This window comes from Marinobacterium sp. MBR-109 (assembly GCF_040547565.1).
In the GTDB taxonomy this organism is placed as follows: Bacteria; Pseudomonadota; Gammaproteobacteria; order Pseudomonadales; family Balneatricaceae; genus Marinobacterium.
The window spans coordinates 514,207-537,546 of sequence record NZ_JBEPPZ010000001.1 but is presented as its reverse complement, the minus strand read 5'-3'; the positions used below and the strand labels follow the sequence as shown (position 1 = coordinate 537,546).

The following is a 23,340-nucleotide window of genomic DNA, read 5'->3' as shown; positions in this document are numbered from 1 at the left end:
ATCGGTTACATCGCAATTGGGTTTTCGAGTGGCTACCCGAACAACAACTTGATAATGATCCGTGAAGGATTGAAACGATTATGCGGAGTCAGGCTCGTGCAGGAAATGTAAATTTCTGGTTTATTATTGCACTTTTCTTTATTTAAGCCGGATTGCTGTTGTCTGCCTGGCTTCGGGCTATCGATCAAAAAGTAACCGATAGCCCAAGTATAGTTCAGCCAGGCTCAGGCTGCAGAGTGACGGGTCAGGGCCAGAGCCGCCAGTGAGCCGCAGCCAGTCAGGCCAATGATCAGTGCCATCGGCAGGGCCGTACCATCGTGCAGAGCACTGGCGATTGAGCTTGCCAGAGCCCCCAGACCGAACTGACAGGCAACCGCCAGTCCGGCTGCGGCACCGGCCTGTTCTGGATAGCGTGACAGCAGGCTGGCCATGCAGTTGGCGCCGAGTACACCGGTGACGCTGACAAAGCCCAGCAGGGCCAGCACAATCAGCGGCAGGCCGCCGATCTCCGTAATGCCGGCGAAGGTCAGTAGAAGCCCTGAAAAGGCCGCAAGAGAGGCTCCGGCGAGCAGCAATCTCTGTGTACCGAATTGTCCCACATAACGGGCATTCAAGCTCACCAGCACGATAACGCCGCCGATGTTCAGGCTGAACAGCCAGGCGTAGTTCTGTGGGCTGACACCAAAGTACTCGATGTAGACGAAGGGCGATGCCGTGATATAGGCGAACATGCCCGCAAAGGTCAGCGACATGCAGAGAATGTAGCCGATGGCCACCGGCTGCAGACCAATCCTGAGGTAAGCCTGAAACACGGCCAGTACACTGGCGCGGCGTGAATCGCCGTGATGGGTTTCAGGAATTTTCCAGGCACTGGCCAGCAGTACGATTGCCGCGAAGATGAACAGCACGACAAACAGTGAACGCCAGTCAGAGATCATGATCAGATAGCCACCGACCAGTGGTGCAATCAGGGTTGCGATCATGGTGACCAGGTGCATCAGCGACAGGACGCGGGCGGCTTCGTTCAGCGGGAACAGGTCACGCACAATGGCGCGGGCCAACACCGAGGCGGCGGCTGCACCCAGTGCCTGCAGGAAGCGTGCGGCGATCAGCCACTCGGCACTGGTCGCCAGCATGCAGGCGATACTGGCAAACAGGTAGAGTGTGATGCCGCCAAGCAACAGGCGACGACGGCCGTACTTGTCCGACAGTGGGCCGTAAAACAGCATGCCGATAAACAGGCCGATCAGAAAGGCGCTGATGGTCAGCTGGATACTGGATTCAGGGGCCTGCAGGTCCTGTGCGATCAGGGGCAGGCTGGGCAGGTACATGTCGATCGACAGTGGGCCGAAGGCGACCAGCGCGGCCAGCAGTACGATCAGGCGTTGGGGGTTGGCTACCGATGACATCCTTGGGTCTCCCGGTGAGGTGTTGGGTTGTTACAGTCAGGATATTACCACTGCTGAGAAGCTATTTAATATGTTAACAAACTTTCGTGCACAGGGTGCCCAAAATGAAAACGGCCTGCAGGTGCAGGCCGTTGGGAGTGCGGGCATCAGGTATCAAACGCGGCTTGAACCCGGTGCAAAGGACTTGGTGACGGATGCCTGTGGTGCAGGAACCTTATCACCTGTAACGGGAGACACCGGGAACACGGCGTTGATCTGGCCGGTACCGGAGCTGCCGAAGTAGGGGGTCAGCACTTCCACTTTCTGATCGTACTCGGACCAGCCCAACGCACCCAGCAGCATGGCGGTGTCGTGCATGAAACCTTCACCGTGACCTTTCACGGCGTATTCAGGCAACATTTCGCAGAAATCTTCCCACTCGCCGTTCTGCCACATTTCAACGACCTGATGGTCCAGTCGCTCAAGGAACGGGGACCAGGTTTTGGTGGCAAAATCCGGTGCCTGACCGTTCTGGGCGAAGCGGTGTGACAGCGAACCGGACGCCAGAATGGCCACGGTACCGTCGTACTTCTCTTCAATCGCCTTGCGCATGGCCCAGCCCAGACGTGCACTGTCGTTCAGGTAGTGCACAGTGCACATGGCGGATACCGAGATTACCTTGAAATGGCGGTCCTGGTTCATGTAGCGCATGGGCACCAGCGTGCCGTATTCCGGGTCGAGGCTGGTGGAGTCATGCGCCAGGGTTTCAACGCCCTGAGCGTTACACTCTTCTGCCAGCAGGCGGCCCAGTTCCGGGTTACCATCGTATTCAAACTCCATGTTGGAGATGAAGTGTGGCAGCTCGTTGCTGGTGTAGTTGCCGGCCCAATGCGCCGCACAGTTGATGTGGTAGTTTGCGTTGACCAGCCAGTGAGTGTCGAACACGATGATGGTGTCAACGCCCAGCTCGCGGCAGCGACGGCTGATTTCGTGATGGCCGTCGATGGCCGCCTGGCGGAATCCCTTTTGCGGGCCGTCCAGCTCGGACAGATACATCGACGGGACATGCGTAATTTTTGCAGCTAATGCGAGTTTACCCATCAGGTTTTCCTCTCTTGTCATTGCCGGGGCGGTCAGGCCGCGACCCGGTCAGCATAGTCTTGAATCATTGACCGGCGTGTTGTGGTGGGCGTCCCTGCGCATTGTCAGGCAGCCTGGTCGCAGCGCCGGCGCCAGGCACTGAAGTGTGCCAGCAGAGCGACTACGGGTGCTGCCAATATGCATCCGAATACCAGTGTAGTGCCATGCTCCAGCAGGGATGGCACCAGCTGGGCAATGGCGGCACCTGTGAGCAGCTGGATAAAGCCCATCAGCCCTGAGGCGGTCCCGGCTGAGCTGTCACTGCTGCTGATGGCCGCCGATTGTGCATTGGGCTGGCTCAGCCCCCGGCCAAAGATCACCAGCGCCATCGGCAGGAACAGGCCCGCAAAACTGAGCTGGTCCAGCAGTGAAAGTCCCAGCAGCAAGGCGGCTCCCAACAGTGAGAGCAGATTGCCACAGAGAACCATCTGGTCGACACTGAAACGGCTCGCCAGCCGCGTTGACAGAAAACTGCCTGCCATGAACGCCAGCGACACCGTCAAAAACCAGCTGCCGAACTGTGCCGAATTGCCGCCCAGCTCACCCGTAACGATGTAAGGGCTGCTGCCGACAAACAGGTAGAAGGCAGCGGCTACGGCCGTGGTTGACAGCACATAGCCCAGATATTGCCCTGAGCCGAGTACTTCGCCATAGCGCCTGAAGATGCCGCTCAGGTGCAGACTGTCACTGCGTGCCAGGCTGGTTTCAGGCAGCAGGCGCAGCGCGACCAGCCAGACCAGTGCGCCCATGAACACGGACAGATAGAATATAGAGTTCCATCCTGTCCAAAGGTTCAGGAAGCCACCGATGGTCGGCGCCACGGCCTGCGCGATGGCAATGGCCATCACCACATAGCCCATACGCCCGGCAGCCCCTTCACGGCCATGTACATCCAGGATGATGGTGCGAGCCAGGGCCATGCAGGTACTGCCACCCAACGCCTGCAGGACGCGCCCGGCAATCAGTACCTCGACGCCATCCGCCGAGGCGGCCAGCAGGCTGCCAAGGGTGTGTAATCCCAGACCTGTCAGCAGCACCGGGCGACGGCCAAAATAGTCCGCCAGCGGTCCAGTGATCAGCTGGCCAATGGCCAGGGTCAGCAGATAGCAGGTAAAGGTCAGCTGAATGGTGGCGATATCCGCATCCAGCGCAACGGCTGCATCCGGCATTGCCGGCACGAATGCATTCAGGGCCAGCGGGCTGGCCATGGCGATCAGTGTCAGCAGGGCAACAGGTGGATTCGGTTTCACGATATATCAGCCGGTCAGGCGGTCGGTGCAGCCCGACAGGACTGCACCGGACAGCACTTACTTGGGATCGCGAATCACCAGCAGGCGCAGCTCAGTCATGTCCTCGATCGCATAGCGAACGCCTTCACGACCCAGACCGCTGTCCTTCACGCCACCATAGGGCATGTGGTCCACGCGCCAGGACGGAACATCACCGATCACAACGCCGCCGACTTCCAGCTCGTTCCAGGCCTTCTGGATCTTGTAGATGTCACGGGTGAAGATGCCGGCCTGCAGACCAAAATCGGAGTTGTTGACTTCCTTCAGTGCTGCATCAAAGTCGGAGAACTTCGACAGGATCGCAACCGGACCGAAGGCTTCCTGGGTATTGACGTTCTGATCCGCGTCCACGTTTTCCAGAAGTGTCGCCTGCAGCATGGCGCCATCACGTTCGCCGCCGGCCAGAACCGTGGCACCGGCGTCTTTTGCTTCCAGTACCCAGTTGTGCAGGCGTGTGGCTTCCTTCTCGGAGATCATCGGGCCGATGAAGGTGTTTTCGTCTTTCGGGTCGCCGTGAACCAGTGCGTTGACCGCCTTGGACAGCTTCTCGCGGACTTCATCGTAGTGCGCTTCGTGCACCATGATGCGCTGTACGCTGATGCAGCTCTGGCCGGACTGGTAGTAAGCGCCGAACACGATACGGGCAACCGCATCGTCAAGGTCAGTGCCTTCGTCGACGATACAGGCGGCGTTGCCGCCCAGCTCCAGTACCACCGGCTTTTTGCCGGCCTTGGCCTTCAGCTGCCAGCCCACATCCGGTGAGCCGGTGAAGCTCAGCAGTTTCAGACGATCATCGGTGGTGAACAGGTCGGCACCATCGCGGTGGCAGGGCAGAATGGAGAATGCGCCCTTGGGCAGATCGGTTTCGGCCAGTACTTCACCGATGATGATGGCGCCGATCGGCGTCAGGCTCGCCGGTTTCAGAATGAACGGGCAGCCCGCTGCGATGGCCGGGGCCACCTTGTGTGCCGCCAGATTCAGCGGGAAGTTGAACGGTGAAATGAAGGAACAGGCGCCGATGGGGACGCGCTTCCACATGCCGGTGTAACCTTCGGCGCGGGGGCTGATATCCATGGGGACAACCTCACCGCCGATGCGGACCGCTTCTTCGGCCGCGATACGGAAGGTATCGATCAGACGGGTGACTTCGCCACGGGCGTCCTTGATCGGTTTGCCGGCTTCGATGCAGAGGGCTACGGCCAGCTCTTCGGCACGCTCTTCAAAACGCTTCACGCAGTGATTCAGGATCGCCTGTCGCTTGTAGGCCGGCAGTTTGCGCATCGGCTCAGTTGCGGCATCGGCCGCTGCGATCGCCTTGTCGATGGCGGCAGCATCGGCCATGGCAACACGGGTAGCCGCTTCGCCTGTGAACTTGTCATACACCACCAGGTCCTGATTCGGAGCTTGGGCTTCGTTGGCCAGGTAGTAGGGGTAAGATGTCTGCAGCATGGATGGTCTCCGCCTGCTTATGAGTGTTGGGTTATGTGTTTAGAGTAGGCTGAATCAGCCGCCGGGGCGAGGATCCCCGGCGGGTGTTGCAAGAGTTACTGTACCGGGAAGATCACATTGGCCTGACCGGTACCGGAGCTGGGGAAGTACTCGCCAATCAGCTCGCCCTTACCGGTGTACTTGTCCCAGCCGAGGGCGCCGAACAGCATGGCGGTATCGTGCATGCCGCCTTCGCCGGAGCAATGCTGAGCGTATTCCGGCAGCATTTTCAGGAAGGTGTCGATTTCACCGTTCTGCCACAGCTCCAGTACTCGCAGATCCACCTGACGGTTGAATTCACGTGAAATGGTGAAGGTGCCGTTGTTGGCTTCGTACAGCTCGTTTTCCCAGATCTTGTGCGACAGTGAACCGGACGCCAGCAGCAGAACCTTGCAGTCGCTCTCTTTTACCGCTTCAGTGATCGCTTCACCCAGCTTGCGTGAATCCTGCAGGTTGTGAACGGTGCAGAAAGCGGCTACGGATACGATCGGCATGTCGCCGGGCTCCATGAAGTGCATGGGTACCAGGGTGCCGTATTCCAGATCCAGTGTTTCAACCTGATGCGACAGAGTGAATACACCTTTGTCGGTCGCCTTGGCGGCAATCGCATCGCCCAGAGCCGGATTACCCTTGTATTCATATTCCAGATTCTGGATGAAGTGCGGGAACTCGTGGCTGGTAAACTTACCCTTGAATACCGGGTTGCTGTTGATGTGATAACCGGCGTTGATCAGCCAGTGAGTATCCAGCACCACAATCGTGTCAGCACCGAGCTCACGCGCGCGGCGCATGATCTCGCGATGACCGTCGATCGCCTGCTGACGACAGCCCTGAAGTTTACCCGGCTGCTCGGACAGCAGCATGGTCGGTACGTGAGTCACTTTTGCAGCTAATACGATTTCGCCCATGGTTAACACCTTCTTTTATTGTGGGACAGCCGCCGGAATGATGAGCATGCCTGTGTGCAGTTCTGATCAAGGTTTTTGCAGGTGCAAAAACCCGGGCTGTCTTTCGTTAACATGTTAAGTAATGCTAGTTAACATATTATCTAAAGTCAACGGCCGTCCAAAAGGGGCGGCACGTTCAACCTTGAAGATTATTGACGGGTGTCAGGGTTTAATCTGGCAGAGCTGATTCAGCAGCTTGTCCAGCTGCTCCATGTTCTCTTTGGAGAACTGCTCGGTGATCTGCTGGTAGCAGGCTTCCAGTGACGGGCTGATGCTGTCAAACATCTGCTTGGCCCTGTCGGTCAGGCTGATCAGCACGCGGCGCTGATCTTCCGGTGAACGTCGACGCTGGATGTAGTCCTGCTGTTCCAGTCGGCTGATGATGCCGGTGAGGCTAGGGCTGAGGATGCAGCACAGGTCAGCCAGCTGCTTGGATTCAAGCTCGCCGTGTTCATCGAGTGCACGAATCACGCGCCACTGCTGTTCGGTGAGCGGGATCTCCTGCAGCACAGGGCGGAAGAAACTCATGGTCACCTCGCGCGCCTTCAGCAGTTTCAGGGGGATGGAGTCTTCGTATTTACGCATCAGAGTCTCACTACCTGTTGTTCGTATCGGCTGCAGGATGGTCACCGGACCCCCATATACTGCATTAAGTAGATCAGCAGGCTGGCCGCGACCAGCATCATCACTGAATAGTTCAGGTTGTTTGTCAGCAGGCTGCGCGCCGGGCAGGCAAAGCGCGCCTGAAGAATAAAGTTTACCCCGCTGAAGGTGCTGCCGGACATGGAAACCGATGTGGCCACTATATAGGCGATCGCCATCAGTGTCGGGGCCGTGGTGACATCAGCCAGCAGACCGGCACAGATCGCCACCAGCGCGAACTGGTGAATGCCCAGATAGGCAAGCACCACGATCGAGACCATCACCATTGATGCCACCGTCGCATCGGTGTGGGTGAACGGCAGATCGATCAGCCCTGCAGCAATGCATGCCTTGACCCCGGCCGCGAGAAAGCCGGCGCTGAGAAAAAGTGATATTTCGGCGCGAGTATCCGCCAGACGTTGGGTGACATGCTCAATCACTCGGGATGTCGCCTGTAACGGGCCGCTGCGCAGCGTCAACAGCAGCAGTGGCGTCAGTATCGCCAACAGTGATACAGCACCCACGGTCGGCAAATGTGGCCAAATCCATGCAACGAGCAGGATTGTACTGATCAGGCACAGCGGCAGCAACAGGGTACCCAGTGTCATGGGGTAGCCGGAATAGTGACGATATTCGTCGTTATGTCGATGGCGCACATCCACAAAAGTGAGCAACAGGCCGATCACCGCCAGTGCGGCCGAGAACGGATAAATACTGTAGAGGTCAGCACCGGGCACCTGCTCAAGCACCAGCGGAAGTATGCTCAAAAAGGGTGACCACATGATCGCAAGGCTGAAGCCGCGTGCCAGAATGATCTGTGATAACGGGCTAAGGGTTCCTTTGCGCTTGATCTGCTCGCCCACCAGCAGCATGGATGAGAAGTTGGCGACGGATGAAAACAGGTGCATCCCGCCGAGCGTGAGCAGAAAGCTGCGCGGACCGGGCGTATCGGTGGCCGGTGCCAGGCGGGTACTGAGGCGGATGAAGTTCACGGCCGCCAGCAGCATCGCCAGTTTGAGGTGCTCACCCAGCAGGTCGATCAATCGTGCATCCGAGCCTTGGCTCCAGGCCCAGCTGGTAAACGCCGCTCCGATGGCACATAGTGCGCTGATCTGAATGCGTTGCTTGCGGTTCAGGCGCAGATATTCGAGCAGCACAAAGGCCCAGGCCGTGAGCGTTGCCGGCAGGGCCAGCACGGCCAGATCGAAGGTATCGATCAGTGCCATGACCAGGGTGGCAAAGATCAGCAGGCCTGAAAGGGCGTCTATGGCGATTCCGGAGCGTTCCCCGGCAGTTGGGTTCTGTTGCATGGCAGCATTTTATTAATATATTAATTAACAGTCCAGCCAGCCTATTGCTGTTGGCTGCGATAACGCTGTGCCGTGACGCCGGTGTGGCGTTTGAAGAAGCGGGAAAAGTAGGCAGGATCAGAAAATCCCAGCTGATAGCAGATGTCACTGCTGGAGAGGTTGCTGAAGGTAAGCAGCCGTTTGGTTTCCTGAATGATGCGGTCGTGGATCAGTTTTTTGGGTGAACGGTTGGAGACCCGCTGACAGATCTGATGCAGCCGGCTCTCGGAGATACCCAGCCGATCGGTGTACTCCGGCAGGTGCCAGTGTTCGCGGTAGTGCTCTTCGATCAGATCGGAGAAGCGCCGGAAGATCTGCAGGTCATCGTTGTTGACGGCGGTGCTTTCCGCCTCCTTGGCCGAGAGTCGGCTGATCTGAATCAGCAGTAGCCGTACCAGTGTGTGCAGTGCCAGCCGCTTGGCCGGATGTTCCCGAAACCACTCGACCTTGAGGTTGCGAAAGGTCTGGGTAATCAAAGGCCACTGGGTGCGCTGTTCGGGCTCCAGATCGGCACGCACGATGCAAATGCCATGATTCAGTTCGGTCTGCATCTCCTGCTCAAGGCCATCCTTCAGCAGTTGCCAAACGATGGACTGATGAATGGTCAGTACATGGCCGCAGGCTTCGGGTTCGGTCAGAAATGAGTGAGGGACTGAAGGGGGTGTCAGGATCAGGCTGGGGCCGCGGGCGTGGTAGATCTTGTCATCGATGTGGAAGCTGATCTCGCCCCGGTCGATGTAGTGAATCTGCAGGTATTGCGCGTGGCGGTGAACCGGCATGTCCCGGCCGAAGAATACGGCCAGATTTTCCAGTACGTCATAATGGATCGGCGCGTCGATATAACGACGGTCGTAATCCTGTCCCAGAATGATGTTGGGAATCCATTCGCTGTGATCGCTGGCGCTCATGAGGCCACTATAACAGAAAAGGCAGGCAGCCACGCCGGCACCCGAAGGTGCCGACAGGGCTGTAGCGGCAAGGCTTAGCGCTTGCCAAGCGTCGGTACACGGTGGGTGCCGTGCGCGATGCAGACGTTCTTGGTTTCCATGTAGAAGTCGAAGCTCCAGTCACCGCCGTCACGGCCGATGCCGGACATTTTGATACCGCCGAACGGAGACGGCAGGTTGCGGTTGTTTTCGGAGTTCACCCACAGCATGCCGGCTTCAACGTGCTTGGCCATGCGCATGGCGCGACCGGTGTTCTCGGTCCAGATGTAGCCGGACAGACCGTACTGGGTGTCGTTGGCAATCTGGATCGCTTCTTCTTCGGTATCGAAGCTGATGGCGGTCAGCACCGGGCCAAAGATCTCTTCCTGGGCGATGCGCATCTTGTTGTTGGCACCGGTGAACAGGGTCGGGTGGACATAGTTGCCAGCCGGGTTCAGCTCAGCCTTGGCTTCGGTAATGCGGCTGCCGCCCACGGCGATGTTGGCACCATCTTCCTTGGCGATGTCGAAGTAGCTCAGCACCTTGTTGAAGTGCTCGGTGGCGACCAGCGGGCCCACTTCGGTTTCCGGATCCAGTGAGTGACCGACACGCAGGTTACGCACACGCTGCTCCAGCGCCGCGATGAACTTGTCGCGGATACCGCTCTGAATCAGCAGACGGCTGGAGGAGGTGCAGCGCTGACCGTTCAGGCTGTAGATCATGAATACGACTGCATCCAGTGCGCGTTCAAAGTCGGCATCGTCAAATACGATAACCGGGTTCTTGCCGCCCAGCTCGAAGTGCATGCGCTTCAAGGTTTCGGCACCCTGACGCATGATGTGAGACCCGGTAGCGGATTCACCGACCAGCGCCACTGCCTTGATGGCCGGATGTTCGGTCAGGCGTTTGCCGGCGTCTTCGCCGAAACCGTTGACCATGTTCCACACGCCCTTGGGCAGCACTTCGTCCGCGATTTCAGCCAGGATGTAGGCGCTCAACGGTGTCAGCTCAGCCGGCTTGTGTACTACGGTGCAGCCGGCTGCCAGTGCCGGTGCGATTTTCCAGGTGGACAGCATGAACGGCGTGTTCCACGGGGTGATGATGCCGACCGGGCCAATCGCCTTGCGGATGGTGTAGTTGGTGTGTTCATCCTGATGCAGTGCCAGACCGTTCTGCGCTTCCGGTGCCTTGTCGGCAAAGAAGCGGAAGTTGGCGGCGCCGCGCAGGGCAGCCTGCTTCATGAAACGGATCGCCTGACCACAGTCCATGGACTCGACCAGTGCGATCTCGTCGGCACGCTCAACCAGACGGTCGGCAAACTTGTGCAGCAGGCGCTTGCGCTCCGCACCCGGGGTGTTGGCCCAGGCATCGAATGCATCTTCGGCCGCCTGGCAGGCAGCATCCATGTCGGCGACAGAACCGGCCATGACCTTGCCGATGGAGCTGTTGTCGGTCGGGGTGTGGTTGTCGTACTCACGACCGCCGTTGCCCAGCGTGAATTCACCGTTGATGTAGTGACCGGTGGTGTTGTTCTTGAAGCGCTCCAGGTATTTCTGTGCGCGTTCCAGATTGGTAGCCAGTGTATCGCTCATTATAGTCTCCTGAAGCTCTTAGTATTTATCGCCGTAGTATTCCTGCTCGCTGACCATGCGGGTCTCGAGGGAGCAGACATCTTCGATAGAGCAAACAATGGTATCGCCCGGCTGGCAGTCAACGATGCCGTGCGGTGTGCCGGTGCAGATCATGTCGCCGGGGTTCAGGGTCATGATCTTGCTGAGGTATTCGATTACGAACGGCACATCAAAGATCATGTCCTTTGTGGAGCCGTCCTGAGTCACCTTGCCGTTGACCGTTGTGGTCAGTTTCAGCGCGTTGGCATCAGGGATGTCAGCGGTATCCACGATCCAGGGTCCCATCGGCAGCAGCGAGTCACGGCTTTTTACCCGCAGGTTGGGGCGGTAGTAGTTTTCCAGATAGTCGCGGATCGCAAAGTCGTTGCAGACGGTGTAGCCAGCCACGTAATCCAGTGCATCTTCACGCTTGATGTTCTTGCCGGATTTTCCGATCACGGCGACCAGTTCACACTCATAATGCTGATAGTCGATGTTGTCGGGGCGGTAGCTCACCTGCTTGTGGCCGGTCAGCGTGTTGGCGTGCTTGATGAAGACCAGCGGCTCTTTGGGTGGCTCAAACGCCAGCTCGGTCGCGTGATCGGCATAGTTGATGCCCAGCGCGAAAATGGTGCCCGGCTCTTTTACCGGCGGCAGCCAGGTGATCTGGTCAGAGCCCAGTGCTACGTCCAGCACCTCACCTTCGGAGGTGGTGATGCGGTCATTGGCGTCGATGTCGATATCCAGCTCGCGGCCGTCAAAAATGATGCGTGCGTGTCTCATGGTTCAGGCACCTCCCAGCGTGTTTTTCAGGGTGCCAACACCCTCGATGCTTGCTTCAACCTTATCGCCCTTGGCAACAGGTACACGGTCACCGGCAAAGCCGACGGCGATGATTTCACCCGGTTGCAGGGTCATGATGCGCGAGATGATGCTGATCAGCTCGGCAACGCTGCGTTCCATGTTGGCCAGCTCGAAGACGCTCTTCTGCGTGCCATTGACGCTGACAGTGACTTTCAGCTCGCTCGGGTTGCCGATTTTGTCGGCCGCTACGATTTCAGGGCCCACCGGAGCGGAGGTGTCCAGGCACTTGCCCTTGATGTCCGGGCGATAGTAGTTCTGCTCCGGCAATGAGTAGTCGGCCACGACTGTGTAGCCGCCGACGTACTGCAGCGCTTCTTCAGCGGATACCCGGCAGGTTTCCTTGCCGATCACCACGCCCAGGCTTGCGCCTACGGCCATTTCAGCCACGTCGTTGCCGTCAAAGTCTTTAGCCCACTCGACTTCGGCACCGTCAGCACTCCAGGTGTTGCGCGGCTTGTAATACAGTACCGGCTGGGTGGGCGGCTTTTTGTAGGGAGCTTCGTTGAATGTCGCGTCCAGAGCAGCCAGCTGCGCCTTGTCGTTCAGTGCGACGCAGACCAGCTTGCTGTTGACCAGAGTGTTTGCAGTCATGGTTAACCTTCTCGTAATGATGACCGGCGATCAGTAGCCGGCCTGAGGTTTTTCGTCTTCAACCGGAGCGCCCTGTTTAAAGCGCTGCGCCAGCTTGCGGGTTTCGTTGGCCAGAATCATGGTGTCGACACCGACGCCAACAAAATTGGCGCCCTGCTCAACATAGTCCTGTGCCAGTGACGGGTCCAGGCACAGCAGGCCGGCATATTTGCCTGCATCGCGGATCTTGTTGAGTCCGGTGTTGATGGCCTTGACCACCACCGGATTGCCGGCATCGCCGATGTAACCCATGGATGCGGACAGATCGGACGGACCGATGAATACGCCGTCAACACCTTCGACCTGCAGGATCGCATCCAGATTTTCCATCGCGCCGGCGGTTTCCACCTGTACGATCAGGCAGATCTCGTCGTTGGCCTTTTTCAGATAACCCGGTACCTGGTTCCAGCGTGCAGCACGCGCCAGCGATGTACCCAGGCCGCGAACGCCGGCTGGCGGGTAGCGCACGGCACGCACCAGCTGCTCGGCCTGTTCGGCGGTTTCCACCATGGGAACCAGCAGGGTCTGAACGCCAATATCCAGCAGCTGCTTGATCAGAGCCGTGTTGCCTTCCACGCAGCGTACGATCGGCGCCACGTCGTAGGGCGCCATCGCCTGCAGATGTGACATGATGGTGCGCAGGTCAAACGGGGCGTGCTCGCCGTCGATCAGCAACCAGTCAAAGCCGGCAACGGCGGCGATTTCAGCAGCACTGTTGTCCGGCAGGCCGAGCCAGAGGCCGTATTGTGGCTGACCGCTGGCCAGTCCCTGCTTGAAGCGGTTTTGTGGCAGTTCCATACTGCGCTCTCCTGTTCAGCGGGTGCTTATTCGAAATGCAGGGTGACGCCACCGAGTGAGCCGAAGTCGGCATGTACGGTGTCACCGGCCTTGACCGGAACCGGACGGGTAAAGGAGCCGGACAGAATCACCTGGCCCGGCTCCAGGCCGATGCCGTGCGGTGCAAAACGTTTGCATACCCAGGTGATGCCCTTGAGCGGGTTGCCCAGTACGCCGCCGGCCAGGCCGGTCTCTTCGATCTGACCGTTCAGGTACAGCATGCAGCCGGCCCAGCGCAGATCGATATCCATCGGCTTGATCGGGCGGCCGCCCATGACGATGCCGGCGTTGGCGGCATTGTCGGAAATGGTGTCATAGACCTTTCGAGTGTAGCCGGTTTCCGGATCGGTACGCAGGCAACGAGCGGCGATCAATTCCAAGGAGGGGATAACGTAGTCGGTGGCGTTGATGACATCAAAGATGGTGACGTTTTCACCGAACAGCGGCTTATTCAGTACGAAAGCCAGCTCAACTTCGATACGCGGGTCAAGGAAGTCAGATGCCTTGATGGTGGCGCCGTCATCAAACAGCATGTCGTCCAGCAGCACGCCGTAATCGGGCTCGTCGATGTTGGAAGACATCTGCATGGCACGAGAGGTCAGGCCGATCTTGTAACCGATCACCTTGCGGCCTTCGCTGATCTTGCGATCAACCCAGGCTTTCTGCACGGCGTAGGCATCGGCCATGTCCATGTCGGGGTGGTCCAGTGTGAGCGCCGGAATCTGCTTGCGGTTGACTTCGGCTTCATACAGACGATCGGCCGCAGCCTGGATCTGCTCTTTATTCAACATGCTCGGATGCACCTTTCTTGTTGTCCGGTTTGTTCGCGCTCTGTGCACCAAGGATATGCACAGATGATCTGAAAATCATTTTAGTTAAGATGTTAACTAAGTCAATACCCGTTGCCCTTTCGGCGTGCTGGAACTGTGAACCTTGGCTCAAGTATTTCGGGAACTGCAGACTGATTCTGAGACAATGGCAGGTCAGGTTGCAGTCCTGGCAAACGCGGGACGATTGTCATTTCGGCTGGAGTGAACCTGACTGTCATCTTGTTGACAAAAGTTAATATGTTAATTAGATTCCGCCTGTTTGGCTGCGGTGCTCTGGCTGTTCAGAGCCTGGTGGCCGCATGCGCACTAATCATCTGGAGGAGTGGAGCGATGCCCCATTTTATCGTTGAGTATTCAGGCAACCTGCATGATCGACTGGAATTCCAGGAGCTGTTCAAGGAGCTGCATGAATATGTGGTGTCCACTGGCCACTTCCCGTTGGGTGGCGTGCGCAGCCGTGCCATTCGCTGTGATGACTTTCGGGTTGCAGACGGGCGTGAGGACTTTGCGTTCCTTAACCTCAATCTGAAGATCGGTCATGGCCGAGACATGGCGCTGAAACAGGAAGTTGCGGAAAACGTCTTTCGTATTTTGTGCGATTGGATGAGACCGATCACCGACAACAGCTACTGCCAGATTTCGTTTGAGATGACTGAACTTGATCCCGTGCTCAAGTTCAACAAGAACAATATTCACGCCCTGTTTGCCGCTAAATCCTGAGCAGCAGCCGGCGTATACATAACAAGCGTGGCCAGAGCGGAACACCGTATCAGGCCCGATATTGGCTGGATAACCGGCTTTTAAACCACTTCCGAGCAACAGACTTTAGATTCAGGAGACAGACCATGAAAACCCTTTTCAAGTCGTTGGCGGGCGCCGCTGCCCTGACACTGGGGATGGCAGCATCAGCTAGCGCATCCGCAGAAACGACACTGGTAGTCGGTACCTGGCAGCCGCCGGGCAACCCGATGAACACCATTGTGTGGCCGACTTGGGCTGAGTGGGTTGAAGAGGCGACCGAAGGGCGTGTCAAGGTCAAGATCGAGCAGGATGTCGGACACCCCAAGACCTACTTCCAGCTGGTTGAAGATGGCGTCATAAACGCGGGCTGGAGCTATCACGGCTATGTGCCGGGTCGCTTCAAACTGCCGATCGCGGTTGAGCAGCCGGGTCTGGGTGTCAGCGCTGAAGCGGCATCCGTTGCGCTGTGGCGTGTGCAGGAAAAATATTTTGCCGATGCAGGCGAGTTTGAAGGCCTGACGCTGCTGGCGATGCTGACGCATGGTCCTGGCCAGATTCACTCCATCGACCCGATCAACAGCCTGTCAGACCTGAAGGGCAAGAAAATCCGCATCGGTGGCGGTGTTCAGACCGAGATCGGTGAGCGCATCGGTATCACGCCGGTTGCCGCTCCGGGCTCCAAGGTCTACGAAATGATGCAGCAGGGCGTCATTGACGGTGTGTTCATGCCGGTTACCGAACAGAAGGCCCTGCGCCTGACTGAGGTGGCACCGAACCTCACCGTGCTGCCAGGTGGTATGTATTTGGGCAGTTTTTCCATGTTCATCGACCCGTACTTCCTGGAAGATCTGGACCCGAAAGATGCCGAAGCCATTATGAGCGTATCCGGTGAAAAACTGTCCGCTCTGGCGGGTCGTGCCTGGGATGAGGCTGACAAGGAGGGCTTTGAAGCGGCCCGTGCAGCCGGTGTGACGATCAATGATCTGACAGCCGACTCTGCATTGGTACAAGAATTCAATGAGCTGATCAAGGGTATGGACGACGCCTGGATCGAGAGTGTTTCCGACCGTGGTGTAGATGCCCGTGCCGCTCTGGAAGAGTTGCGCAGTATTGCACGCGAGTACGAAGCCCAGAAGCAGGAGTGATCCATGTCCGTAAGTGCCTGGATTAAGGAGCACTACGACGAGAAGGGGCCAGCCTTGTGGTTGGCCTTTTTCCTCGAAGCAGTGGCTTCCCTCGTTCTCTTTATTCTAATGGCGTTGACCTGTGTCGATGTCATAGGACGTTACATATTCAACAGCCCGCTGCATGGCGGTACCGAGCTGACCGAGATCGGTTTGGCGGTGATGGTGTTTGCCGCCATGCCGGTGGTGACCTGGCGCGGCGGCCACATCGTGGTCGATCTGCTGGATCGTTTTCTGGGATCGGTGATCGTGAAGGTGCTGGCGCTGTTTGCCGCGTTGGTGATGTCCACTTCACTGTATTTTCTGGCCTGGCGCATTTTCGAACTGGGCGAACGTTCGATTGGGCGTGGAGTCGTGACCGAGTTTCTGGGCATGCCCAGCGGTTACGTGGTGATGTATATCGCCGTGATGAGCTGGGCCACCGCGTTCGGCATGATCACCTATGGCGTGTATCGCATCCTGTTCCAGGATAAACACTAACCAGAACCGCTACGGGTATTGTTATGTCAGTTATTTTGATCGGCTTTGCCGTTCTGCTTTTTCTGATCATTGTGGTGCGGATGCCGATTGCGTTCGCCATGGGTCTGGTTGGGTTCTTCGGTTTCTCGGCCCTGATGGGGCTTGAACTCGGCAATATTGACACCTTCCGCTGGACCGGTCCGCTGTCGATGGCCTCCAACCGCGTGATCGACACCGTACAGGAGTACAGCCTGTCGGTGATTCCGCTGTTTATTCTGATGGGTAACCTGGTGACGCGTTCGGGTCTGTCACAGGAGCTGTATCAGGTTTCAAACGCCTTCCTTGGGCACCGTAAGGGTGGCCTTGCCATGGCTACAGTCGTTGCCTGTGGTGGTTTCTCCGCCATCTGTGGTTCAAGCTTGGCGACTTCGGCTACCATGTCTAAGGTGGCGATGCCCTCGATGCGCAAGTACGGCTATGCCGATTCTCTGGCCGCCGCCTCTATTGCGGCCGGTGGCTCTTTGGGTATTTTGATTCCGCCCAGCGTGATTCTGGTGATCTACGGTCTGCTGACCGAGTCCTCCATCCGTGAACTGTTTGCGGCCGGCTTTATCCCCGGCATTCTTGGCATCCTGCTGTATCTGGCGGCGGTGCGCTATGTAGTCTGGCGCAACCCCAAAGCCGGTCCTGCCGGTGAAAAAACGGCCTGGAAAGAGCGGATGATCGCGATGAGGGGCGTCTGGGGTGTACTGGTGCTCTTCACTCTGGTGATGGGCGGTATCTATCTGGGTGTGTTCACGCCGACCGAAGCGGCCGGTATCGGTGCCGGTGGTGCCTTCCTGATCGCCCTGTTTCGTGGTCGCCTGACCGTATCGAATCTGTTTGATACTCTGGCGGATACGGCGCGTACCTCGGCGATGCTGTTTGCGGTGGTGATCGGTGCACTGATCTTCTCCGACTTCATCAATCGTGCGGGTTTGCCGGACATGTTGCTGGAGTTCGTGACTTCCATGGATGTGGCGCCGATCGTGGTGATCTTTGCCATCATGGGGATCTACATCGTGCTGGGCATGGTGTTCGAGAGCCTGTCGATGATGCTGCTGACGGTACCGGTGTTCTATCCGGTGGTCGCTTCGCTGGGATTTGATCTGGTGTGGTTCGGCATTGTGGTAGTCGTCGTGACCGAGATCAGTCTTATCACGCCGCCGGTGGGGATGAATGTGTTTGTGCTCAGTGCGGTGCTGCGCGATATCAAAACAGGGACTATATTCAAGGGCGTGACACCGTTCTGGGTGGCGGATATTGTGCGCCTGATCATGATCATTTTTATCCCTTCAATTGCACTCATTCTGCCGCAGGTGCTGTACCGCTGAGGCAGGCCGCCTGTCCAGGGAGGGACAGGTGAAAGTGTTACGAAGATTACACTTGTCTGGCTGCCTAACTGTCTGTAGTTTCAGACTTGGACCGTGTCTAAACGGAATCGAGTCTGCAGCAGCACTTCCGTTGACTGCTACTGGGACTGGAGCAGGGGGGCTGAGCAACTTTTGTAACGAAAGTGGCAACAGCTATTTGCTTAAAACGATAAAATGATACAATAATTGTGAACCAAATATACTTATAAGTATCACAACGCGTATAACCACAACAAGCAGGAGCAATACCATGATTAAAACAATAAAATTTGCCACCAAAGCTGCAGCGCTGGCTGTGGGTCTGTCTGCATCAGCCAATGTGCTTGCAGCTGACACCACACTGATCGTTGGTACCTGGCTGCCGCCGACCGCGGTACAGAACGCTGTCGTATGGCCGACCTGGGCCAAGTGGGTGGAAGAAGCCACTGAAGGTCGTGTCGAAGTCAAGATTGAATATGATGTAGGTCACCCGAAAACCTATTTCCAGCTGGTTGAAGACGGCGTAATCGATGCAGGCTTCAGCTACCACGGTTATGTACCGGGCCGCTTCAAGCTGCCAATCGCAGCTGAACAGCCTGGTATGGGGGTAGGCGCAGAAGCTGCCTCTGTTGCATTGTGGAACGTACAGCAGAAATACTTCGACAAGGCTAACGAATTTGAAGGTCTTGAGCTGCTGGGTATGTTTACCCACGGTCCGGGTCAGCTGATGACGACTGCTCCGATCAACAGCATCGACGAGCTCAAGGGCAAGAAGATCCGTATCGGTGGTGGTGTTCAGGCCGAAATCGGTGAGCGTATGGGCATTGCTCCGGTAGCCGCTCCGGCTACCAAGGTTTATGAGATGATGCAACAGGGCGTTATCGATGGTGCACTGCTGCCGCTGGGTGAGCAGAAGGCTCAGCGTCTGGCGGAAGTGACCAACACCCTAAACGTGATCCCGGGCGGCATGTACCTGGGCACCTTCTCCATGTTCATCAATCCGGACTTCCTGGCGGATCTCGACGAGAAGGACCGCGAAGCGATCATGAGCGTGTCTGGTGAGAAGCTGTCAGCGCTGGCTGGTCAGGCTTGGGAGCAGGCAGATGTTGATGGTCTGGCCTTTGCGCGTGAGCAGGGTGTAAACGTAGTCGAGCATGATGCGTCTTCTGCATTCGTACAGCAGTTCAACCAGCTGGCTGAGGGCATGGATCAGGTCTGGATCGACAACGTTTCCGACCGTGATGTTGATGCTGCAGCGGCCCTGGCCGAGATGCGCAAGATTGCTCGTGAGTACGAAGCTCAAAAACAGGAGTGATCCATGTCATTCGGTGCTTGGTTGAATACGCACTATGACGAGAAGGGGCCGGCCAAATGGCTGGCCTTTTTTCTTGAACTGGTGTCGTCTGGTGTACTGTTTATTCTAATGGGACTGACCTGTGTTGACGTGGTCGGCCGTTATGTATTCAACAGCCCGTTACATGGAGGTACAGAGCTGACCGAGATCGGTCTGGCCGTGATGGTGTTTGCGGCCATGCCCGTAGTGACCTGGCGGGGAGGCCACATCGTGGTCGATCTGCTGGATCGTTTTCTGGGATCGGTGGTCGTGAAGGTGCTGGCATTGCTGGCAGCGCTGGTGATATCCAGTTCACTGTATTTCCTGGCGTTGCGCATCTTCGAACTGGGAGAGCGTTCGATCGGGCGTGGGGTTGTGACCGAGTTTCTGGGTATGCCCAGCGGTTACGTGGTGATCTACATCGCCGTGATGAGCTGGGCCACAGCGGCCGGCATGATCACCTATGGCGTGTATCGCATCCTGTTCCAGGATAAACACTAACCAGAACCGGTACAGGTATTGTTATGTCAGTTATTTTGATCGGCTTTGCCGTTCTGCTTTTTCTGATCATCGTGGTGCGGATGCCGATCGCGTTCGCCATGGGTCTGGTAGGGTTCTTCGGTTTCTCAGCCTTGATGGGGCTGGAGTTCGGCAATATTGACACCTTCCGCTGGACCGGTCCGCTGTCGATGGCCTCCAACCGCGTGATCGACACCGTGCAGGAGTACAGCCTGTCGGTGATTCCGCTGTTTATTCTGATGGGTAACCTGGTGACGCGTTCGGGCCTGTCGCATGAGTTGTATCATGTGTCACATGCGTTTCTGGGGCATCGCAAGGGTGGCCTGTCGATGGCGACCATCGTGGCCTGTGGTGGTTTCTCCGCCATCTGTGGCTCCAGTTTGGCAACCTCGGCCACCATGTCCAAGGTGGCGATGCCGCCGATGCGCAAGTATGGCTATGCCGACTCGCTGGCCGCCGCCTCCATTGCGGCCGGTGGCACGCTGGGTATTTTGATTCCGCCCAGCGTGATTCTGGTGATCTACGGTTTGCTGACCGAGTCCTCCATCCGTGAACTGTTTGCGGCCGGTTTTATCCCCGGCTTCCTCGGTATCCTGCTGTATCTGGCGGCGGTGCGCTATGTGGTCTGGCGCAATCCCAAAGCCGGCCCTGCCGGTGAAAAGACTCCTTGGCCTGAACGTCTGGTCGCACTGAAAGGGGTCTGGGGTGTACTGGTACTGTTTACTGTCGTCATGGGCGGTATCTATCTGGGTGTGTTCACGCCGACCGAAGCGGCCGGTATCGGTGCCGGTGGTGCCTTCCTGATCACGCTGTTCCGTGGCCGACTGACACTGGCTACGCTGTTTGACACTTTGGCGGATACGGCGCGTACTTCGGCGATGCTCTTTACCGTGGTGATCGGTGCGCTGATCTTCTCCGACTTCATCAACCGTGCCGGTTTGCCGGACATGCTGCTGGAGTTCGTGACTTCCATGGACGTGGCACCGATCGTGGTGATCTTTGCCATCATGGGGATCTACATCGTGCTGGGCATGGTGTTCGAGAGCCTGTCGATGATGCTGCTGACGGTGCCGGTGTTCTATCCGGTGGTCGCTTCGCTGGGATTTGATCTGGTGTGGTTCGGCATTGTGGTGGTCGTCGTGACCGAGATCAGTCTTATCACGCCGCCGGTGGGGATGAACGTGTTTGTGCTCAGTGCGGTGCTGCGCGATATCAAAACAGGGACTATATTCAAGGGCGTGACACCATTCTGGATGGCGGATATTGTGCGCCTGATGCTGATCATATTCATTCCGTCAATTGCGCTTATCCTGCCGCAGCTGCTGTACCGTTGATTGCGGTACAGTCTCCGGAAGCGTTTTGTACCGATAAGGAGTTCCACCATGTTGCCAGATGTTAAGAAGATTCTTTACGTATCCGATCTCGAAAGCGGCTCACGCCCGGCGTTCCGTGCTGCGGTCAGCCTGTGTGGTCATTATGCCGACTCCGAGATTACCTACCTGCATGTGATCGAATCTCTGTCGGGTACCACCCGCAGCGTGCTGAGCAACATGATGGAAAAGGAAGAGATGGATGAATTGCTCAAGAAGGGTGTTGAGCAGCTCAGCGAAAAGATTCAGGAGCGGATCGAACGCTTCTGCGAGCAGGAACTGGAAGAGCACGAAGTGCTCACCCTGAAAAATATTACGGCACGTGTTGAAGAAGGGACCCCCTGGAAAACCATTCTGAAGGTGGCCGATGAAATCAATGCGGACGTGATTGTCATGGGAACGCGCAAGCACAGCTCCATTGGGCAGATGCTGCTGGGCTCCACGGCTACCAAGACCCTTGGTCATTCCAAGCGCCCGGTGCTCGTGGTACCTCTGGGTACCAAGTGAACAGGCACTCGATTGCAGTTAATTAAATGGGGCTTTTAGCCCCATTTTTGTCTCTTCCATCCTAAGCTGCCACTATACGCATCCGAATTTTCCTGACGGGATGGTGTTATGTCCCCCCTGATTATGAAGTTTCTGCCGTTTCTGCGCTGGCGTGACCAGATTACGCCGGACAGTCTGAAGGCCGATTTCATGGCCGGTCTCACCGGCTTGGTGCTGGTGCTGCCGCAGGCGGTTGCCTATGCCTTTATCGCGGGCTTGCCGCCTGAGTATGGTATCTATACCGCAATTGTTTCCTGCTCGGTGGCAGCTCTGTTTGGGTCCTCTTGGCACCTGGTTTCAGGCCCGACTGCGGCATTGGCCATTGTGGTGATGAGTGTGATCAACGGGCTGGGAGAGCACACGCCTGAACAGTATATTGCACTGATGATCAGCCTGACGCTGCTGACCGGTTTGATTCAGTTGGCGCTGGGTGTATTCAGGCTGGGTACGCTGGTCAATTTCATCTCGCATACGGTGGTGATCGGTTTTACCGCCGGGGCGGCGGTTCTGATTGCTGCCAGCCAGCTAAAACATCTGATGGGGGTGGAGCTTGGATCGGGGTTATCGCTTTGGCAAACCGTTGAGCAGCTCTGGGCGCAGTGGGGGGCGGTCAATCTGATCGCGGTGCAGGCTGGCGTGATCACCATACTGGTTGCGGTTGTTGTCCGCCGAGTCAACCGCCGCTTGCCCTATTTGCTGCTCGGCATGGCCGCAGGCAGTCTGGCCTGCTTCCTTCTGGACAGTGATGGCACCCGGGTAGGGTATGTGGGCGCCTTGCCGGGACAGTTGCCGGTGCCATCGCTGCCCGAATTTTCCTTTGCCAGTCTCAAGTCACTGGCATCGGGTGCACTGGCGGTGGCGCTACTGGGATTGATCGAAGCGGTGTCGATTGCCCGTGCGGTAGCGGTGCGCTCACAGCAGCATATCCACGGCAATCAGGAGTTGATAGGGCAGGGGATGTCGAATCTGGTAGGCAGTTTCTTCAGCTGTTTTGCCAGCACCGGCTCTTTCACCCGCTCGGGTGCCAATTATGACGCCGGGGCACGTACTCCATTGGCGACCGTATTTGCTTCAGTGATGTTGGCACTGGTTGTGGTGTTGGCTCCTGCGATCACTGAGCGCCTGCCGTTGTCGGTCATGGCGGGTTCCATTCTGCTGATTTCCTGGAATTTGATCGATTTTGGCAGTATCCGCCACATCCTTTCCAGCAGTCGCTCCGAAGCGGCCATCCTGCTGGTGACCCTGTTTTCTACCTTGCTGGTTGAGCTGGAGTTCGCCATCTATATCGGTGTCCTGCTGTCGCTGGCGATCTATCTGCGACGTACCTCGCAACCGCGCATTGTGCGAGTTGCACCACTGCAGCAGACTGAACGGCGTCACATGCGCAATATCCAGCGCTACAGCCTGGAGGAATGTCCGCAGCTTAAAATTATCCGGGTGGACGGGTCTCTGTTTTTCGGGGCGGTAGACCATGTACAGCAGCAGATCCGGCAGTTGACGGCGCCGGGCAGTGGAGTGCGTCATATCCTGCTGGTCGGCAAGGGGATCAACTTCATTGATGTGGCCGGTGTCGAGATGCTGCATCAGGAGATCAACCGGCTCGAGCGTCTGGGTGGAAAGCTGATGATCAGCTCACTGAAAGGCACGGTGATGGATGAGCTGGAACGCACAGGCGCACTGAAATCGCTGGGTGAGGATCATTTTTATGAAACACCCAAAACGGCGCTGGCCGATCTGATCCCGATGTTGGATCGGGACCGCTGTGACAGTTGTACAGTGCGCATCTTTTCAGACTGCCCGCCGCCGCCACCCGAGAAGGTTTAAACAGGGCGGGCATTGCTGCCTGTCGGTGCTGTG

22 protein-coding genes are annotated in these 23,340 nt (G+C 57.4%); 9 read left to right on the top strand and 13 right to left on the bottom strand.

Translation table 11 applies throughout. From position 1 onward, the window contains the following. Nucleotides 1-224: 224 nt before the first annotated feature. The 13 genes from ABIE60_RS02585 to hpaH form a co-directional block, all read right to left on the bottom strand. On the bottom strand, nucleotides 225-1,409 hold the full coding sequence (locus ABIE60_RS02585; RefSeq protein ID WP_354467519.1) for a Bcr/CflA family multidrug efflux MFS transporter: 1,185 nt from the start codon (nucleotides 1,407-1,409) through the stop codon (nucleotides 225-227). Nucleotides 1,410-1,562: 153 nt separating this feature from the next. After that, nucleotides 1,563-2,489, bottom strand: a complete 927-nt coding sequence (gene hpaD, locus ABIE60_RS02580) for a 3,4-dihydroxyphenylacetate 2,3-dioxygenase (protein ID WP_354467518.1) — start codon at nucleotides 2,487-2,489, stop codon at nucleotides 1,563-1,565. A 104-nt stretch (nucleotides 2,490-2,593) separates the two neighbouring features. Beyond that, nucleotides 2,594-3,778 (bottom strand): multidrug effflux MFS transporter, encoded by a 1,185-nt coding sequence (locus tag ABIE60_RS02575; protein WP_354467516.1) that lies wholly within the window; start codon nucleotides 3,776-3,778, stop codon nucleotides 2,594-2,596. Nucleotides 3,779-3,835: 57 nt separating this feature from the next. Beyond that, a complete protein-coding gene (locus ABIE60_RS02570) occupies nucleotides 3,836-5,266 on the bottom strand; it encodes an aldehyde dehydrogenase family protein (RefSeq protein WP_354467515.1) in 1,431 nt (476 codons plus the stop codon). Between the two features lie 95 nt (nucleotides 5,267-5,361). Beyond that, entirely contained in the window at nucleotides 5,362-6,213 is an 852-nt protein-coding gene (gene hpaD, locus ABIE60_RS02565) for a 3,4-dihydroxyphenylacetate 2,3-dioxygenase (protein WP_354467513.1), read from the bottom strand. A gap of 201 nt (nucleotides 6,214-6,414) precedes the next feature. After that, on the bottom strand, nucleotides 6,415-6,837 hold the full coding sequence (hpaR, locus tag ABIE60_RS02560; protein ID WP_354467511.1) for a homoprotocatechuate degradation operon regulator HpaR: 423 nt from the start codon (nucleotides 6,835-6,837) through the stop codon (nucleotides 6,415-6,417). Between the two features lie 41 nt (nucleotides 6,838-6,878). Further along, nucleotides 6,879-8,204 carry a hypothetical protein gene (locus ABIE60_RS02555; RefSeq protein WP_354467509.1) on the bottom strand — a complete coding sequence of 442 codons (1,326 nt, stop codon included), beginning with the start codon at nucleotides 8,202-8,204 and terminating at the stop codon, nucleotides 6,879-6,881. Nucleotides 8,205-8,245: 41 nt separating this feature from the next. After that, entirely contained in the window at nucleotides 8,246-9,151 is a 906-nt protein-coding gene (gene hpaA, locus ABIE60_RS02550; RefSeq protein WP_354467507.1) for a 4-hydroxyphenylacetate catabolism regulatory protein HpaA, read from the bottom strand. A gap of 74 nt (nucleotides 9,152-9,225) precedes the next feature. Beyond that, nucleotides 9,226-10,761 (bottom strand): 5-carboxymethyl-2-hydroxymuconate semialdehyde dehydrogenase, encoded by a 1,536-nt coding sequence (gene hpaE, locus ABIE60_RS02545; RefSeq protein ID WP_354467506.1) that lies wholly within the window; start codon nucleotides 10,759-10,761, stop codon nucleotides 9,226-9,228. An 18-nt stretch (nucleotides 10,762-10,779) separates the two neighbouring features. Beyond that, the gene (locus tag ABIE60_RS02540) at nucleotides 10,780-11,562 is read right to left on the bottom strand and encodes a fumarylacetoacetate hydrolase family protein (RefSeq protein ID WP_354467505.1); all 783 of its coding nucleotides are present in this window, start codon (nucleotides 11,560-11,562) and stop codon (nucleotides 10,780-10,782) included. 3 nt (nucleotides 11,563-11,565) lie between these two features. Continuing rightward, entirely contained in the window at nucleotides 11,566-12,234 is a 669-nt protein-coding gene (locus ABIE60_RS02535; RefSeq protein ID WP_354467503.1) for a fumarylacetoacetate hydrolase family protein, read from the bottom strand. A gap of 30 nt (nucleotides 12,235-12,264) precedes the next feature. Continuing rightward, nucleotides 12,265-13,071, bottom strand: coding sequence for a 4-hydroxy-2-oxoheptanedioate aldolase (hpaI, locus tag ABIE60_RS02530; protein WP_354467502.1), 807 nt, complete (start codon nucleotides 13,069-13,071; stop codon nucleotides 12,265-12,267). A gap of 26 nt (nucleotides 13,072-13,097) precedes the next feature. Next, nucleotides 13,098-13,901: a 2-oxo-hept-4-ene-1,7-dioate hydratase gene (gene hpaH / locus ABIE60_RS02525; protein WP_354467500.1), complete on the bottom strand. Its 804-nt coding sequence runs from the start codon at nucleotides 13,899-13,901 to the stop codon at nucleotides 13,098-13,100. A gap of 369 nt (nucleotides 13,902-14,270) precedes the next feature. Between hpaH and ABIE60_RS02520 the strand changes: the two genes are divergently transcribed. The 9 genes from ABIE60_RS02520 (at nucleotide 14,271) to ABIE60_RS02480 (ending at nucleotide 23,307) form a co-directional block, all read left to right on the top strand. Continuing rightward, complete coding sequence (locus ABIE60_RS02520) at nucleotides 14,271-14,660, top strand: 5-carboxymethyl-2-hydroxymuconate Delta-isomerase (protein ID WP_354467499.1); 390 nt, start codon at nucleotides 14,271-14,273, stop codon at nucleotides 14,658-14,660. A gap of 125 nt (nucleotides 14,661-14,785) precedes the next feature. Then, a complete protein-coding gene (locus ABIE60_RS02515) occupies nucleotides 14,786-15,826 on the top strand; it encodes a TRAP transporter substrate-binding protein (protein ID WP_354467497.1) in 1,041 nt (346 codons plus the stop codon). 3 nt (nucleotides 15,827-15,829) lie between these two features. Continuing rightward, on the top strand, nucleotides 15,830-16,345 hold the full coding sequence (locus tag ABIE60_RS02510; RefSeq protein ID WP_354467495.1) for a TRAP transporter small permease: 516 nt from the start codon (nucleotides 15,830-15,832) through the stop codon (nucleotides 16,343-16,345). Nucleotides 16,346-16,368: 23 nt separating this feature from the next. Next, nucleotides 16,369-17,697, top strand: a complete 1,329-nt coding sequence (locus ABIE60_RS02505; RefSeq protein ID WP_354467493.1) for a TRAP transporter large permease — start codon at nucleotides 16,369-16,371, stop codon at nucleotides 17,695-17,697. Nucleotides 17,698-17,986: 289 nt separating this feature from the next. Next, nucleotides 17,987-19,030, top strand: a complete 1,044-nt coding sequence (locus tag ABIE60_RS02500) for a TRAP transporter substrate-binding protein (RefSeq protein WP_354467492.1) — start codon at nucleotides 17,987-17,989, stop codon at nucleotides 19,028-19,030. 3 nt (nucleotides 19,031-19,033) lie between these two features. After that, nucleotides 19,034-19,549, top strand: a complete 516-nt coding sequence (locus tag ABIE60_RS02495; protein ID WP_354467491.1) for a TRAP transporter small permease — start codon at nucleotides 19,034-19,036, stop codon at nucleotides 19,547-19,549. A 23-nt stretch (nucleotides 19,550-19,572) separates the two neighbouring features. Then, nucleotides 19,573-20,901, top strand: a complete 1,329-nt coding sequence (locus tag ABIE60_RS02490; protein WP_354467489.1) for a TRAP transporter large permease — start codon at nucleotides 19,573-19,575, stop codon at nucleotides 20,899-20,901. Between the two features lie 48 nt (nucleotides 20,902-20,949). Continuing rightward, nucleotides 20,950-21,444: a universal stress protein gene (locus ABIE60_RS02485; protein WP_354467487.1), complete on the top strand. Its 495-nt coding sequence runs from the start codon at nucleotides 20,950-20,952 to the stop codon at nucleotides 21,442-21,444. 108 nt (nucleotides 21,445-21,552) lie between these two features. Beyond that, nucleotides 21,553-23,307 (top strand): SulP family inorganic anion transporter, encoded by a 1,755-nt coding sequence (locus tag ABIE60_RS02480; RefSeq protein WP_354467486.1) that lies wholly within the window; start codon nucleotides 21,553-21,555, stop codon nucleotides 23,305-23,307. The last annotated feature ends 33 nt before the right edge of the window (nucleotides 23,308-23,340 follow it).